13 protein-coding genes are annotated in these 14412 nt (G+C 44.8%); 11 read left to right on the top strand and 2 right to left on the bottom strand.

The window, feature by feature from the left end; translation table 11 throughout:
- The first annotated feature begins 1 nt into the window (after nt 1).
- The 7 genes from OCU28_RS08940 to OCU28_RS08910 all read left to right on the top strand — a co-directional run bounded on the left by OCU28_RS08940 (nt 2) and on the right by OCU28_RS08910 (nt 7336).
- Nucleotides 2-856, top strand: coding sequence for a RodZ domain-containing protein (locus OCU28_RS08940; RefSeq protein ID WP_261815862.1), 855 nt, complete (start codon nt 2-4; stop codon nt 854-856).
- Between the two features lie 2 nt (nt 857-858).
- Nucleotides 859-1980, top strand: coding sequence for a flavodoxin-dependent (E)-4-hydroxy-3-methylbut-2-enyl-diphosphate synthase (gene ispG / locus OCU28_RS08935; protein WP_261815861.1), 1122 nt, complete (start codon nt 859-861; stop codon nt 1978-1980).
- Between the two features lie 43 nt (nt 1981-2023).
- Entirely contained in the window at nt 2024-3292 is a 1269-nt protein-coding gene (gene hisS / locus OCU28_RS08930; protein WP_261815860.1) for a histidine--tRNA ligase, read from the top strand.
- A gap of 12 nt (nt 3293-3304) precedes the next feature.
- Nucleotides 3305-3919 (top strand): YfgM family protein, encoded by a 615-nt coding sequence (locus tag OCU28_RS08925; RefSeq protein WP_261815859.1) that lies wholly within the window; start codon nt 3305-3307, stop codon nt 3917-3919.
- A gap of 11 nt (nt 3920-3930) precedes the next feature.
- Nucleotides 3931-5094, top strand: coding sequence for an outer membrane protein assembly factor BamB (gene bamB, locus OCU28_RS08920; protein WP_261815858.1), 1164 nt, complete (start codon nt 3931-3933; stop codon nt 5092-5094).
- Between the two features lie 159 nt (nt 5095-5253).
- A complete protein-coding gene (gene der, locus OCU28_RS08915) occupies nt 5254-6741 on the top strand; it encodes a ribosome biogenesis GTPase Der (RefSeq protein ID WP_261815857.1) in 1488 nt (495 codons plus the stop codon).
- 370 nt (nt 6742-7111) lie between these two features.
- Nucleotides 7112-7336 (top strand): zinc ribbon domain-containing protein, encoded by a 225-nt coding sequence (locus OCU28_RS08910; RefSeq protein ID WP_261815856.1) that lies wholly within the window; start codon nt 7112-7114, stop codon nt 7334-7336.
- A 77-nt stretch (nt 7337-7413) separates the two neighbouring features.
- Here OCU28_RS08910 and xseA read toward each other — a convergent pair whose 3' ends face one another.
- On the bottom strand, nt 7414-8772 hold the full coding sequence (gene xseA / locus OCU28_RS08905; protein ID WP_390623773.1) for an exodeoxyribonuclease VII large subunit: 1359 nt from the start codon (nt 8770-8772) through the stop codon (nt 7414-7416).
- Between the two features lie 190 nt (nt 8773-8962).
- On the opposite strand from xseA, the gene guaB reads away from it, so the two are divergent.
- The 3 genes from guaB (at nt 8963) to OCU28_RS08890 (ending at nt 12837) form a co-directional block, all read left to right on the top strand.
- Nucleotides 8963-10426, top strand: a complete 1464-nt coding sequence (gene guaB, locus OCU28_RS08900) for an IMP dehydrogenase (protein WP_261815854.1) — start codon at nt 8963-8965, stop codon at nt 10424-10426.
- A 146-nt stretch (nt 10427-10572) separates the two neighbouring features.
- Nucleotides 10573-12150 carry a glutamine-hydrolyzing GMP synthase gene (guaA, locus tag OCU28_RS08895; protein ID WP_261815853.1) on the top strand — a complete coding sequence of 526 codons (1578 nt, stop codon included), beginning with the start codon at nt 10573-10575 and terminating at the stop codon, nt 12148-12150.
- 165 nt (nt 12151-12315) lie between these two features.
- Complete coding sequence (locus OCU28_RS08890; RefSeq protein ID WP_261815852.1) at nt 12316-12837, top strand: DUF2058 domain-containing protein; 522 nt, start codon at nt 12316-12318, stop codon at nt 12835-12837.
- A 298-nt stretch (nt 12838-13135) separates the two neighbouring features.
- Here the strand turns inward: OCU28_RS08890 and OCU28_RS08885 are convergent, their stop codons facing one another.
- Nucleotides 13136-13312 carry a hypothetical protein gene (locus OCU28_RS08885; protein ID WP_261817491.1) on the bottom strand — a complete coding sequence of 59 codons (177 nt, stop codon included), beginning with the start codon at nt 13310-13312 and terminating at the stop codon, nt 13136-13138.
- Here OCU28_RS08885 and OCU28_RS08880 point away from each other — a divergent pair.
- Nucleotides 13259-14407, top strand: a complete 1149-nt coding sequence (locus OCU28_RS08880) for an ABC transporter substrate-binding protein (protein WP_261815851.1) — start codon at nt 13259-13261, stop codon at nt 14405-14407. The two genes, OCU28_RS08885 and OCU28_RS08880, sit on opposite strands and share 54 nt — an antisense overlap.
- Nucleotides 14408-14412: the final 5 nt, after the last annotated feature.

Raw genomic sequence — 14412 nt, 5'->3', positions numbered from 1 at the left:
AATGACCACAGATTCAGCAAATACAGACACAGAAAAGACAGATGAAACCCCAAAGATTATGCTTGGGGAAATCTTAAAAACTAAGCGAGAATCTCTAGGCCTTTCAACTCGTGAAGTCGGGGATAGACTGCGCCTCAGAGTTGCAATAATTGATAGCATAGAGGCGAATGACTTTCATAAGGGACAAGTTCATACCTTTACCCGTGGTTATATTCGATCTTATGCCAAGCTAGTTGGTGTCGATGAGAAATCAGTATTAGATATCTTTGATAGCCTTAAGCTTTCAGCTTCTTGTGAAGAAGAGATGCAAAGCTTCTCTCAAAAAACCCAGAAGAAGAAACACGACAATCGCATCATGAAACTCACTTGGGGTATCTTTGCGGTAATCGTGGGTATTTCTGCAATCTGGTGGTGGCAGAACGAACAAAACGTAGATGTGGTTGCTGAACAGCCTGCACAACAAGAGGTGCAGCAACTTGATTCAACGCCTGCTGAACCTGAAGTGACAGATGAAGCCATAGCAACGGAAACCGGGTCTGCGTCAGAAGACCTTACATCCGTATCCGCTGCTGATTCTAGTTTAGCGATTGAAAAACCGACCCAATTGCCAGCCGTAATACCACCTGCAATCTCAATGAGCTTTAAAGCGGACTGCTGGATCAAGGTATCAGATGCCCAAGGTAAAACCCTACATATGGGAGTGAAGAAATCAGGAGACTCATTAAAGCTTGAAGGGCAAGGACCATTTAAGTTTGTTGTTGGAGCGCCTGAGGCCGTATCACTATCAATTTCGGGTGAACCATTCGATCTTTCTGGGTATACTGCGGGTAAAGTAGCACGTTTTACTGCAGAGTAACTATGCATCACGAATCTCCTATTAAGCGTCGTCCATCGACGCGTATTTATGTTGGCGATGTACCAATCGGCGATGGTGCGCCAATTGCCGTACAGTCAATGACCAACACCCGCACCACAGACGTGGCAGCGACCGTGGCACAGATCCAGGCCTTAGAGAAGGTTGGAGCGGATATTGTGCGCGTGTCAGTACCGACTATGGATGCGGCTGAAGCCTTTAAGCAGATTAAGCAACAAGTCAAAATCCCGCTGATTGCAGATATTCACTTTGACTATCGTATCGCCTTAAAAGTGGCTGAATACGGTGTAGATTGTCTGCGAATCAATCCGGGGAATATTGGCAACGAAGAGCGTATTCGCTCGGTTGTTGATTGCGCTCGCGATAAGAATATTCCAATTCGCATTGGTGTTAATGGCGGCTCATTAGAGAAAGACATTCAGGTTAAATATCGTGAACCAACCGCAGAGGCGCTGATTGAATCAGCAATGCGTCATGTTGATATCTTAGATCGCCTTAACTTCGATCAATTTAAGGTCAGCGTTAAGGCATCGGATGTCTTTTTAGCTGTTGAGTCTTATCGCTTATTAGCCAATAAAATCGATCAACCTTTACACCTTGGTATTACGGAAGCTGGTGGTGCTAGAGCTGGTGCGGTTAAGTCTTCTGTTGGCTTAGGCATGCTGCTGTCTGAGGGCATTGGTGATACTTTGCGTATTTCTCTTGCTGCTAATCCAGTTGAAGAGATAAAGGTTGGCTTTGATATTTTAAAATCGCTGCGTATTCGTTCGCGTGGTATTAATTTCATCGCTTGTCCTACGTGTTCGCGACAAGAGTTTGATGTTATTGGTACTGTCAATGCGCTAGAAGAGCGCCTTGAGGATATTACAACCCCAATGGATGTCTCTATTATTGGTTGCGTTGTTAATGGACCGGGTGAAGCAGAAGCATCACATATGGGCGTTGCTGGTGGTAATAAAAAGAGTGCTTTTTATCTTGATGGCAAACGCCAGAAAGAGCGCTTTGATAATCAGCAAATGATCGAGCAACTAGAAGCGAAAATCCGTGCTAAAGCAAGTCTACTAGACCCTGCGCAACGCATCGATATTAACGATATTCAAGAATAATGAGCTCAGAGCATTAGGCTCTGACATGAGATGGTAATTTATAGTGGCTAAAACTATTCAAGCAATTCGAGGCATGAACGACTGCCTTCCAACTCAATCTCCACTTTGGCAGAAAGTGGAATCAACGGTTAAACGCGTTGTTAGCGCATATGGATACAGTGAAGTTCGTATGCCTATCGTTGAGGTAACAAACCTATTTAGCCGTGCTATTGGTGAAGTTACCGATGTGGTTGAAAAAGAAATGTATACCTTTGAAGACCGTAATGGTGAAAGCCTAAGTCTTCGTCCAGAAGGTACCGCAGGTTGTGTACGCTCTGGGATTCAAAATGGATTGCTATACAATCAAGAACAGCGCCTATGGTATATGGGACCAATGTTCCGTCATGAGCGTCCACAGAAGGGACGTTACCGTCAGTTTCATCAGTGTGGTGTTGAAGTCTTTGGCATTGAAGGCCCAGATGTTGACGCTGAACTGATCATGATGACAGCACGCCTATGGCGAGAACTGGGTATTGATAAGCACGTTCGTTTAGAGCTCAACTCTATTGGCTCTCTTGACGCTCGCGCAAACTATCGTTTAGCGTTAATCGAGTTTTTAGAGCAGCATATCGACGTACTTGATGAAGACTGCAAGCGCCGCATGCATACCAACCCTCTGCGTGTTCTTGATTCAAAAAATCCAGATGTACAAGCCATCCTTGGTGATGCGCCGCGTCTTTCAGATTATCTGGATGATGAATCTAAACAGCACTTTGCTGGTCTATGTGAACTTCTTGACGCCGCTGGCATCGAATACCAAGTTAATCAGCGCTTAGTTCGTGGTCTTGATTACTACAACCGTACTGTATTTGAATGGATTACCGAAAGCTTAGGTGCTCAAGGCACCGTTTGTGGCGGTGGTCGCTATGATGGTTTGGTTGAGCAACTCGGTGGTAAACCAACTAAAGCGGTTGGCTTTGCGATGGGCCTAGAGCGTTTAGTATTAATGCTTGAGACCTTAGAGCTTGATGAGGTTCGTCCGGTTGTCGATGCCTATGTTGTTACCGCAGGTGAAGGCACACTATTAGCTGGAATGAAGCTTGCAGAGTCACTGCGTGAACAGCTACCAGAACTGCGTATTATGAATCACTTCGGTGGTGGTAACTTTAAGAAACAATTTAAGCGTGCTGATAAAGTTGGTGCTCACGTAGCATTAGTGCTTGGCGAAAATGAAGTTGAGCAAAACAGCGTAGTTGTGAAAGACCTTAAAGGTGGTGAGCAAGCTACGATCGCACAGAACGAGCTCGTATCTCACTTACAAAAATTACTATAAAGAGGAACTGTCGTGGAACTATACGATAGCGAAGAACAACAAGTTGAAGCCATTAAGGATTGGTGGCAGGAAAATGGTAAGGCTGTAATCTTAGGTGCTGTTATTGGCCTTGGAGGCTTATTTGGCTGGCGTTATTACCAAGATTCAGTGGTTGATAACCAAGAAGCTGCCTCACACGCTTACAATACAACGATTCAGACTTTGCAAACTAAAGGTCTGGACGCTACTGCTGATGTGCAAACCTTTATTGATAACAACTCTGGCCGTGAATATGCAGTATTAGCGGCAATGCAATTGGCTCAAGCACAGATAGCAGCTGCTAACTATAAGCCTGCATTAGAACAACTTGAGTGGGCTAAGGCGAATACCAAAGATTCAGCTTTACTGCCTGTTATTGAGATCCGTGCGGTTCGTGTTAAAGCCGAAACCGGGGATGTTGAAGGTGCAATTTCTGAACTAGCTGCAATCAAAGCAGAAGGTTACGAAGGCCGTCTGGCTGAGCTTAAAGGTGACTTGTTACTACGCAAGGGTGATAGTGAAGGCGCTTATAGTGCTTATACCGAAGCTCAACAAGCGAAAGATGCAAGCCAAACTCTTCAGCTTAAGCTTGATGACTTAGCAAAGTAAGGTTATAGCAGATGGCAAACAGAAAGTGGCTAAAACGCGCGCTAATTGCGAGTATTGCTCTGGGTATCGTCGGGTGCGCGAGCGAAGAAGATACTATCGTAATGGCACCGGTTCCTGTGGTGAAGAGTGAATTTACACCTTCACAGGAATGGTCAACCTCTGTCGGTAACGGCGTTGGTCAATATTACTCTAAACTGACGCCAACCTATGCCTATGGCAAGATATTTGTCGCAAGCCGAGATGGTGATGTTGTCGCATTAGATCCGGAATCTGGCGACGAAATCTGGTCAGTTGATCTAGAAAAAGATGTACCCGCCCGCTTGTCTGGAGGAATCAATGCCTCTTATGGACAGCTATTTATTGGTACCGAAAACGGAGAGATGATCTCTCTAGATGAGAATACTGGTGAAGAAAAATGGCGTGTGCAAGTAGATGGTGAGGTTCTATCTGTTCCTGAAACCGACTCTAACTTAGTGCTGGTTCATACGTCACGGGGGGCATTAGTGGCCCTTGATGAAGAAACGGGTAATGAGATGTGGACGGTAAGTACCGAGGTACCGAACCTAACACTACGTGGTACCAGTTCACCGACTGCACTCTCAGGTGGGGTATTTTGGGGGACTGCAAATGGCCGTTTGGCCGCAGCTATCGTAGAGCGTGGTCAGATGATCTGGCAGCAACCGGTAGGCACGCCAAAGGGTGCAACTGAGATTGACCGTCTCGTAGACTCTGATGCGCAACCACTGGTTATTGGTGGAATGCTGTATACCATTGGGGTTAATGGTCAATTGGTTGCGATTGATTTACGCTCCGGTGCACCGGCTTGGAAGCGCAACTACTCTTCGGCAAAAGATATGGCCACCGATGGTCGAACTATCTACCTTGTGACAGACAAAGATTATATCGTGGCAGTTGATGCGCGCAGTGGTACTGAACTGTGGCAAAACCGAGAGCTAGAATATCGCTTGCTCACACCACCAACCATTATTGATAACAAGGTTGTCGTGGGTGATAGCGAAGGCTATCTCTACTGGCTAGATCGCCGTAGTGGCGAGTTTGTTTCGCAACAGCAAGAAGACGATAGTGGCTTTGCAGTTGCACCGTTACAGCTTGAGGACGGCTACTTAGTCGTAACTCGAGATGGCAGTGTTGAGAAGAAGAAGATCGAAGAATAAGATCATTGGATCTTTTTGTTTAACTGCGGTTGAAATTCAACCACTAATTATCAACACATACTATTATCTGTGATATGATTCACATTCGGCTCTTGGCTAATGAAAGTCAAGAGCCGTTTTTATTATTCTAAATAGAACAGTTTCATTTTTGAGGTCGTTATGGTTCCAGTTATTGCGCTTGTTGGGCGTCCAAATGTAGGTAAATCTACTCTATTCAACCGTTTGACACGCACTCGCGATGCCTTGGTTGCGGACTTCCCAGGCTTAACGCGCGATAGAAAATATGGTCAAGCTAAGCTAGGCGAACATGAGTTTATCGTGATCGACACCGGCGGTATCGATGGTACTGAAGAGGGTGTTGAAACCAAAATGGCCCAACAATCTCTAGCTGCTATCGATGAAGCCGATGTGGTTTTATTTATGGTTGATGGCCGTGCTGGCCTCACCGTATCAGATGAAGCTATTGCTCAGCATTTACGTAAGATTGAAAAACCAGCGATGCTTGTAGTTAACAAGGTCGATGGTATTGATGCCGACGCAGCAAGTGCTGAATTTTGGAAATTGGGCGTTGATGATATGTATCAGATTGCTGCGGCTCATGGTCGTGGTGTGAGCGTATTGATTGACCGTGCTCTAAACCCATTTGCAGAAGAACTTAAAGCTGAGCAAGGTGAAATTGAAGATCTCACGGGTTTTGAAGATTCAGAAGAAGAGAAATTAGAATACACAGAAGAAGAAGCGGAAAATGAATTCAAGCGCCTTCAAGACCAGCCAATTAAATTAGCCATCATTGGACGTCCTAACGTAGGTAAATCTACGTTAACCAACCGTATTCTTGGTGAAGAGCGCGTTGTTGTTTACGATATGCCTGGTACCACTCGTGATTCTATCTATATCCCAATGGAACGCGATGGCCGAGAATATGTGCTGATTGATACTGCTGGTGTTCGCCGTCGTAGACGTATTAATGAAACCGTAGAAAAATTTTCTGTGGTTAAAACCCTTAAAGCAGTAGAAGATGCTAACGTGGTTTTGCTGGTTATTGATGCCCGTGAAAACATCTCAGATCAAGACCTTAGCCTATTAGGCTTTGCTTTGAATGCGGGTCGTTCGATTGTTATCTCAGTAAATAAATGGGATGGATTGGATACTGAAGTGAAAGAGCGAGTGAAGAAAGAGCTCGATCGCCGTTTAGGCTTTGTTGATTTTGCTCGTATTCACTTTATCTCAGCATTGCATGGTACAGGTGTTGGTCACTTGTTTGAGTCTGTGCAAGAGGCGTATAAGTCTGCAACGACTCGTGTAGGTACCTCAGTACTTACCCGTATTATGAAGATGGCAAGTGATGATCACCAACCACCCCTTATTCGTGGTCGCCGTGTGAAGCTTAAGTACGCGCATGCTGGTGGTTATAACCCACCTCTAGTCGTGATTCACGGTAATCAGGTTAATGACCTTCCTGACTCTTACAAGCGCTATCTAATGAACTACTATCGCCGTTCTTTAGAGATTATGGGGACACCAATTCGCATTCAATTCCAGAATAGTGAAAACCCGTACGAAGCGAAAACGAATAAGATGACCATCTCTCAAGAGCGCCGTAAGAAGCGCCTTGACCAGATGCTGAAAGGTCGCAGTAAGCGATAAACAGATAAACCGCCGTCAGGCGGTTTTTTTATACCTGCGTTATAGAGATAGCTTGTCCCGAAGCATATCTCTTATTACATAAACCTGTATTTCGACATCATTCACGAAAAGATCGTTTTATTATTGTCTTGTAATTCGGCTTTTTACTAACTGCATTAGTGTAATGTTCTTCTGTAAATCCAAAAACAGGATATGTAACTTATGCTTTCGGTATGTGGTTATATAAATGTTCTTTTTGATGTAGATCGCTGTTCAAGGAACACAAAGGCGATGATCTAGCTAAGATCTTTTTTGGGCTAATTGATTGAGTTTCTATGAACGAGGGCATATATCATAGAATATAAGTGTTTTATGGAAGTTGGAGTGTAATATGCAGCAAAATAAATGCCCACAATGTAACAGTGATCTGGAATGGGATGGAAAGTACGTATGTCATAGCTGTGAACAACACTATAACAAGGTAGGTTTTTGTCCTGATTGTGATGCCGAGATGGAAAAGCTACAAGCGTGTGGGGCTGCCAGTTATTTTTGTAATAGCTGCAATGAGTTAAAGTCTAAATCTCGTGCTCGCTTTGAGTTTCAGCCTGTTGCCTAGTCTTGTACTGTAGTGACTAAATATAGAGCGTGACATTCTCGTACTGGCATTACCCATGCTATGAACTAAAGGTTTGTTCACGACTCTATAGATATAACCTTTGAGGTGATCTTGCCATCAGCAAAGCGGGTAGTAAGCATATCATCAGCTTTAACTTGCTTGGCTTTTGTAACCACAGTTGATCCTATCGAACTGATTGAGTAGCCACGCTTCATTGTGGCCAGCGGACTGACTGCGTCGAGCTTTTCTGCCAGCAACCCAAGGGCATACTTTTCTTTATTCATACGGGTAGATAGCGCACTATGTAGCCTTTGTTCAAGGCTTGTGAGTTGCTGCTTTGCCGTAATTAATTGGTTGTCAGGTGAGCGTAGCTCAAGTCGATGGCTGAGATTAGCTAGCTGCTGTTTTCGTGCCGCTAATAGGTCACGTATTGCTTGTCTTATGCGGGTTTCTTTTTCATCAAGCTGCTGGCTTTGTTGTTGCAACTGATGCTTAGGGTGTAACTGCTGTAATCTATGCTGCTGTATCAACATCTGTTGCTGATGCATGGCCAGTTGTTGCTTAATCGCGGCGATAAGCTGACGTTTCTTGGAGACAAGTTGATCGAGCTTGTAGCTCTGATCTCGGCTGACAAGTTCAGCTGCTGCTGATGGGGTAGCGGCGCGCATATCGGCAACGAAATCTGCAATAGTGACATCAACTTCATGCCCAACGGCACTGATAATCGGGATCTGGCTGGCGGCAATTGTGCGAGCTACTGCCTCATGGTTGAAACACCAAAGGTCTTCCAAAGAACCGCCACCTCGGCCAACAATTAATACATCGCACTCGTTGCGCTCGTTTGCTAAGCCGATTGCCTGCGCGATACTAAAAGCTGCAGATTCGCCTTGTACAAGGGTAGGGTAGATGATTACAGGTAGGCTAGGGTCGCGACGCTTTAGCACGCGCAGAATATCGTGTAATGCAGCGCCAGTAGATGAGGTGACAACACCAATTCGCTGTGGATGCTCAGGAATAGGCAGTTTACTTGATTGAGCAAACAACCCTTCGCCAGCAAGTTGCATTTTTAGTTGCTCGAATTGCTGTTGCAGTCTGCCATCGCCTTCTGGCTGCATAGAGTCGATGATCAGTTGATAATCTCCACGTGGCTCATATAAAGAGAGGCGTGCTTTTACCAATACCTGTTTTCCATTCTCAGGTTTAAAGCTTACTCGACGGTTGTTGCCACGAAACATGGCACATTTAACCTGGGCGCGAGAGTCTTTTAGAGTGAGGTACCAATGCCCAGAAACTGGGGCTGAGAAGTTTGATATTTCGCCGATAAGCCACACTATACCCATTTCGTTTTCTAGTAACAGACGAACATCTGCATTTAAGCGTGAGACGGTATAGATGTTTTTATTTGGTTGGGAGGGCAAATTCAACTCGTTAGGCATGAGTATGGAAGATAGCTCCAATATAATACACATCAATGGCTTGAGTGCAAATAAAAAATATAAAAATGTCTAGCCAATCGTTTGCGCTCTGCGTATAATCCCTCCGCAATATCAATCCAACGCAATCTTCTAGCTTCCTGTTAGGTGTTGGATTTCTCTATTTTTTACTTATTGTTGTGAGATATTGCAAATGCTACGTATTGCCAAAGAAGCGCTGACCTTCGACGATGTATTATTGGTTCCAGCACACTCCACTGTTCTCCCAAACACTGCTGATCTGCGCACTCGTTTGACGAAAAACATTACCCTAAACATCCCAATGATCTCTGCATCTATGGATACAGTTACAGAAGCTCGCTTAGCGATTGCTCTGGCTCAAGAGGGGGGTATCGGTTTCATTCATAAGAATATGTCTATTGAACAGCAAGCTGAGATGGTTCGCCAAGTTAAGATCTTTGAAGCAGGCATTGTTTCTGACCCAGTGACTGTTCGCCCTGAACAAACTATTAGTGAAGTTCTTAAGCTAACTGAAAAACATGGTTTTGCTGGCTTCCCTGTAGTAGCGGACGGTCAAGAACTCGTGGGCATTATCACGGGGCGTGATATTCGTTTTGTTACTGAACTAACCAAAACGGTTGAAGAAGTAATGACGCCTAAAGCTCGCCTAGCGGCAGTGACAGAAGGCGCTTCTCCTGAAGAAGTTCAAGAGAAAATGCACGAAGCTCGCGTTGAAAAAGTTCTCGTTGTAAATGATGAATTCAAACTTCGCGGCATGATCACGGCAAAAGATTTCCATAAAGCAGAGCGTAAACCTAACGCATGTAAAGATGAGCGTGGCCGTCTACGTGTTGGCGCCGCAGTTGGTGCTGGCGCGGGTAACGAAGAGCGCGTTGCCGCTTTAGTTGAAGCCGGTGTTGATGTCCTATTAATCGATTCATCTCATGGTCACTCTGAAGGTGTTCTTAACCGTATCCGCGAAACACGTGCAGCATACCCAGATCTAGATATCATCGGTGGTAACGTTGCAACTAGCGCAGGTGCTCGTGCACTTATCGACGCTGGTGTAAGCGCAGTTAAAGTGGGTATTGGCCCAGGTTCAATCTGTACCACTCGTATTGTTACTGGTGTTGGTGTTCCTCAAGTGACAGCTATCGCTGATGCCGCTGAAGTTGCGCAAGAGTTCGATATTCCAGTTATCGCTGATGGCGGCATTCGTTTCTCTGGTGATATCTGTAAAGCTATCGTAGCGGGCGCATCTTGTGTGATGGTTGGCTCTATGTTTGCAGGTACTGAAGAAGCACCGGGTGAGGTTATCCTATATCAAGGTCGTTCTTATAAGTCTTATCGTGGCATGGGCTCTCTAGCTGCAATGTCTCAAGGCTCTTCAGACCGTTACTTCCAAACAGATAACGCTGCTGACAAACTTGTTCCTGAAGGCATCGAAGGTCGTATCGCATATAAAGGTCGCTTGAAAGAGATCGTTCACCAACAAATGGGTGGCTTACGTTCAAGCATGGGGCTTACTGGTAGCCCGACAATTGAAGATATGCGTACCAAAGCTGAATTTGTACGTATCTCTGGTGCTGGTCTGAATGAATCTCATGTTCATGATGTTCAGATCACTAAAGAAGCACCAAACTACCGCCTAGGTTAATATTTGTACCGCTGAATTCCTTGAGTTCAAGGAATTCAACTTAGCCAATATCAACTTAACTACCCCTAGCGATTAGGGGTAACAGATTATTTAAAGTTTTGGAGGTAAATTTGCCTCCATCCATCTAATACTATTGAGATTTCTAAATGACTAAGAATATCCATGACCAGCGTATTTTGATCCTTGATTTTGGTTCTCAGTACACTCAACTTGTTGCGCGTCGCGTTCGTGAAATTGGTGTTTACTGTGAGCTTTGGAGCTGGGATGTAGAAGAAGCGGACATTCGTGAATTTAACCCAGACGGTATCATTCTTTCTGGCGGTCCGGAGAGTGTAACTGCAGCTAACTCCCCACGCGCCCCTCAATATGTATTCGATTCAGGTGTTCCTGTATTTGGTATCTGCTATGGCATGCAAACCATGGCTGAGCAACTTGGCGGCAAGGTTGCAGGCTCTGATGAGCGCGAGTTCGGTTATGCGCAAGTTAAGGTTGTACAAGAATCAGCACTATTCAATAGCATCGAAGATGCTATTGCTGAAGATGGTAAAGCCTTACTTGATGTGTGGATGAGTCACGGCGATAAAGTTGTTGAGATCCCATCTGATTTTACCAAGATTGCGCAAACGGATACCTGTCCATTTGCAGCTATGGCAAACGAAGATAAAAAATACTATGGCGTGCAGTTCCACCCTGAAGTGACGCACACTCGCCAAGGTAATCGCATGCTAGAGAACTTTGTTCTTAATGTTTGTGGTTGTGAAAAGCTATGGACCTCTCAATCTATTATTGATGATGCGATTGCTCGTATCAAAGAACAGGTAGGTGATGACGAGGTTATCCTTGGTCTGTCTGGTGGTGTAGATTCTTCGGTTGTGGCTATGCTGGTTCACCGTGCAATTGGTGACAAACTGACTTGCGTATTTGTTGATAACGGCCTGCTTCGTCTTAACGAAGGCGAGCAAGTGATGGATATGTTTGGTGACCACTTTGGTCTGAATATCATTAAGATTGAAGCAGAAGAGCGTTTCTTGAGCGCCCTTGAAGGCCAATCTGATCCAGAACAGAAGCGTAAAACTATCGGTCATGTATTCATTGATGTTTTCGATGAAGAGTCGAAGAAATTGAAGAATGCTAAATGGCTTGCGCAAGGTACTATCTACCCAGATGTAATTGAGTCAGCGGCATCGAAAACAGGTAAAGCGCACGTTATTAAATCTCACCATAACGTTGGCGGTTTGCCAGATGATATGGAAATGGGGCTAGTTGAACCGCTTCGTGAGTTATTTAAAGATGAAGTGCGTAAGATTGGTCTAGAGCTTGGTCTGCCTTATAACATGCTTTACCGCCACCCTTTCCCAGGTCCTGGTCTAGGTGTACGTGTTCTTGGTGAGATCAAGAAAGAATATTGTGACCTATTGCGTCGCGCTGATGCTATCTTCATTGAAGAGTTACATGCAGCGGATCTATACAACAAGGTGTCGCAAGCCTTTACTGTATTCCTACCAGTTCGCTCGGTCGGCGTTATGGGTGATGGTCGTAAATACGATTGGGTTGTTTCTTTGCGTGCTGTTGAGACTATCGACTTTATGACTGCGCATTGGGCACACCTGCCATATGACTTCTTAGGTAAGGTTTCAAATCGCATTATCAACGAGGTTGATGGTATTTCGCGCGTTGTTTACGATATTTCAGGTAAGCCACCTGCAACAATCGAATGGGAATAATCTTCCACTAGATATCAAAAACCCGCGCAATGATGTGCGGGTTTTTTTATGCATCTTTTAAGCCGATTAGTATTTGATGTCGTTTAAGCTCGACAAACTCTAGCAAAGCGCCCCTAAGGCATGCGAAAATAGCAGTATTGAGTGAAATAGAAAGAAGAAATAAAGATGGCGAAACTGACCCTTCAAGAACAAATGTTAAAAGCGGGCTTAGTGAATGAAAAGAAGCTAAAAAAGGCTAAGAAAGGCGCTAAAAAGTCCCGAGTTCAATCAAGAGAAGCGAAGGCCGCGGCAGAAGAAAACCGCGTTGCCCAGCAAGAGCGTGATAAGAAAATTAACCAAGAACGTGAACAGGCGCGCCTAGCTAAAGAGCTCAAGGCACAGGTTAAGCAGCTTATTGATATGAACCGTATCGATACCTCAAAAGGTGAGATTAAGTACAACTTTACTGACGGCACCCTAGTTAAGTATCTATATGTTGAAGAGCTGATTCGAAATCAACTGAGTAAAGGGATTTTGAGTATTGCGCGCTATGGCGAGAGCTACGCTGTCATACCAACCATAGTTGCAGAAAAAATAGCGACGCGAGTACCTGAAGCTGTGGTTTCAACCAGTGAATCAACCGCAGACGACGTAGATGAGGATGACCCATATAAAGACTATGTGATTCCTGATGACCTAATGTGGTAGAAAATCCAATCATTACAAACAAGGCAGCTTAGGCTGCCTTGTGTCATTTTGCTCCCCGATAAACAAGGACACACACCTATTTATCAAGGACACACACCTATTTATCAGGGACACACACCCTATAATCAGGGACATACACCCTATATATCAGGGACATACACCCTATTAATTAAGGACACACACCAGAAATTAAGGTGGTTTCTATTCAAGGCTAGAAATTTATCTATCAAAACATCGGTCACAGTATGTTCAATTAACGGTGCAACTCACAGCCTTGAGCTCGTAACGTAACTATTGGTTACATTGGCTCTAGGTGCGTATTACCATATAGGTCATCGACTAAATCGAGATGAGCTTTTTGTTTCGATACCGAGTCAGCATCACGCTTAGGTTTATACCAAGGAAAGTAACGGATAACTGTATGAAAAAACTCCTCGCGATACTGAGCATCACATGGGTTACATTCATGGCTCATGCTGCGCCTCAAAACTGGCAAGATATTGAACAGAAAGCCAAAGGACAGACGGTTTACTTTCATGCTTGGGGCGGCAGTCAGGAGATAAACCGCTATCTGCAATGGGCGTCCAAAGAATTACAGAGTCGCTATGGCGTTACTCTTAAGCACGTAAAGGTCACCGATATTGCTGAAAGCAGCTCGCGCTTATTAGCTGAAAAAGCTGCGGGCAAAGCACAAGGTGGTAGCATTGACATGGTATGGATTAACGGTGAGAACTTTAAATCTATGCAGGAAAACCGGTTGCTGTTTGGACCCTTTGTCGAGCAACTTCCAAGCTGGAAATATGTTGATAAGAGCCTGCCTGTAGATGTGGACTTTTCCGTTCCAACCGAGGGCTTTGAAGCGCCTTGGGGGGTGGGGCAATTAGTGTTTATTTATGACTCAACGCAGCTAACAAATCCTCCCGCTTCTTTTAGTGAGTTACTCAGTTATGCGAAGGCTCACCCTAATCGAGTGAGCTATCCGAAACCCCCTGAGTTTCATGGTACTAGCTTTATTAAGTCACTATTGATTGAGTTAACCAATGATAGCCCGTTACTACAAAGTCCAGTAACAGATAAAAGCTATAATCAACTCACCCCAGCGCTATGGCAGTATTTAGATGCCTTGCATGCTGTGGCGTGGCGTGGCGGTAAACAGTTTCCTTCAGGGACATCTGAAACGGTGCGCTTACTAGATGATGGCCAGCTCGATCTTGCTCTGACATTCAACCCTAATGCGGTTTATTCAGCTCAGGCTGCTGGGCATTTAGAGCCAACAACACAAGCTTATGCGATGGATGCCGGGGCGCTATCTAACATTCACTTCTTAGCGATTCCGTGGAACTCCAGTGCTAAGGCTGGTGCTATGGTAGCGATTAATTTCTTGTTAAGTCCTGAGGCTCAGTCACGTAAAGGTGATGTGAATATCTGGGGCGATCCATCAGTATTAGAAAAACAGTATCTCACTGGAAGTGCAAAGCGTTCACAGCAATTTAAATCTGTCTCTGAACCGCACCCGAGTTGGCAGGTTCGCCTTGAAAAAGAATGGTTACAGCGCTATGGAAACCAGTAAGGTTG

The organism is Vibrio gallicus, from assembly GCF_024346875.1.
GTDB lineage: Bacteria > Pseudomonadota > Gammaproteobacteria > Enterobacterales > Vibrionaceae > Vibrio > Vibrio gallicus.
The sequence above is the reverse complement of the archived record's forward strand: the minus strand, read 5'-3'. Positions and strand labels throughout refer to the sequence as shown.

Bases quoted from the DNA above. Each gene is read 5' to 3' on its own strand.
- OCU28_RS08940 (WP_261815862.1), top strand. From the start codon at position 2: ATGACCACAGATTCAGCAAATACAGACACAGAAAAGACAGATGAAACC.
- ispG (WP_261815861.1), top strand. From the start codon at position 859: ATGCATCACGAATCTCCTATTAAGCGTCGTCCATCGACGCGTATTTAT.
- bamB (WP_261815858.1), top strand. From the start codon at position 3,931: ATGGCAAACAGAAAGTGGCTAAAACGCGCGCTAATTGCGAGTATTGCT.
- der (WP_261815857.1), top strand. From the start codon at position 5,254: ATGGTTCCAGTTATTGCGCTTGTTGGGCGTCCAAATGTAGGTAAATCT.
- OCU28_RS08910 (WP_261815856.1), top strand. From the start codon at position 7,112: ATGCAGCAAAATAAATGCCCACAATGTAACAGTGATCTGGAATGGGAT.
- xseA (WP_390623773.1), bottom strand. From the start codon at position 8,772: ATGCCTAACGAGTTGAATTTGCCCTCCCAACCAAATAAAAACATCTAT.
- guaB (WP_261815854.1), top strand. From the start codon at position 8,963: ATGCTACGTATTGCCAAAGAAGCGCTGACCTTCGACGATGTATTATTG.
- guaA (WP_261815853.1), top strand. From the start codon at position 10,573: ATGACTAAGAATATCCATGACCAGCGTATTTTGATCCTTGATTTTGGT.
- OCU28_RS08890 (WP_261815852.1), top strand. From the start codon at position 12,316: ATGGCGAAACTGACCCTTCAAGAACAAATGTTAAAAGCGGGCTTAGTG.
- OCU28_RS08880 (WP_261815851.1), top strand. From the start codon at position 13,259: ATGAAAAAACTCCTCGCGATACTGAGCATCACATGGGTTACATTCATG.
- OCU28_RS08885 (WP_261817491.1), bottom strand. From the start codon at position 13,312: ATGAGCCATGAATGTAACCCATGTGATGCTCAGTATCGCGAGGAGTTT.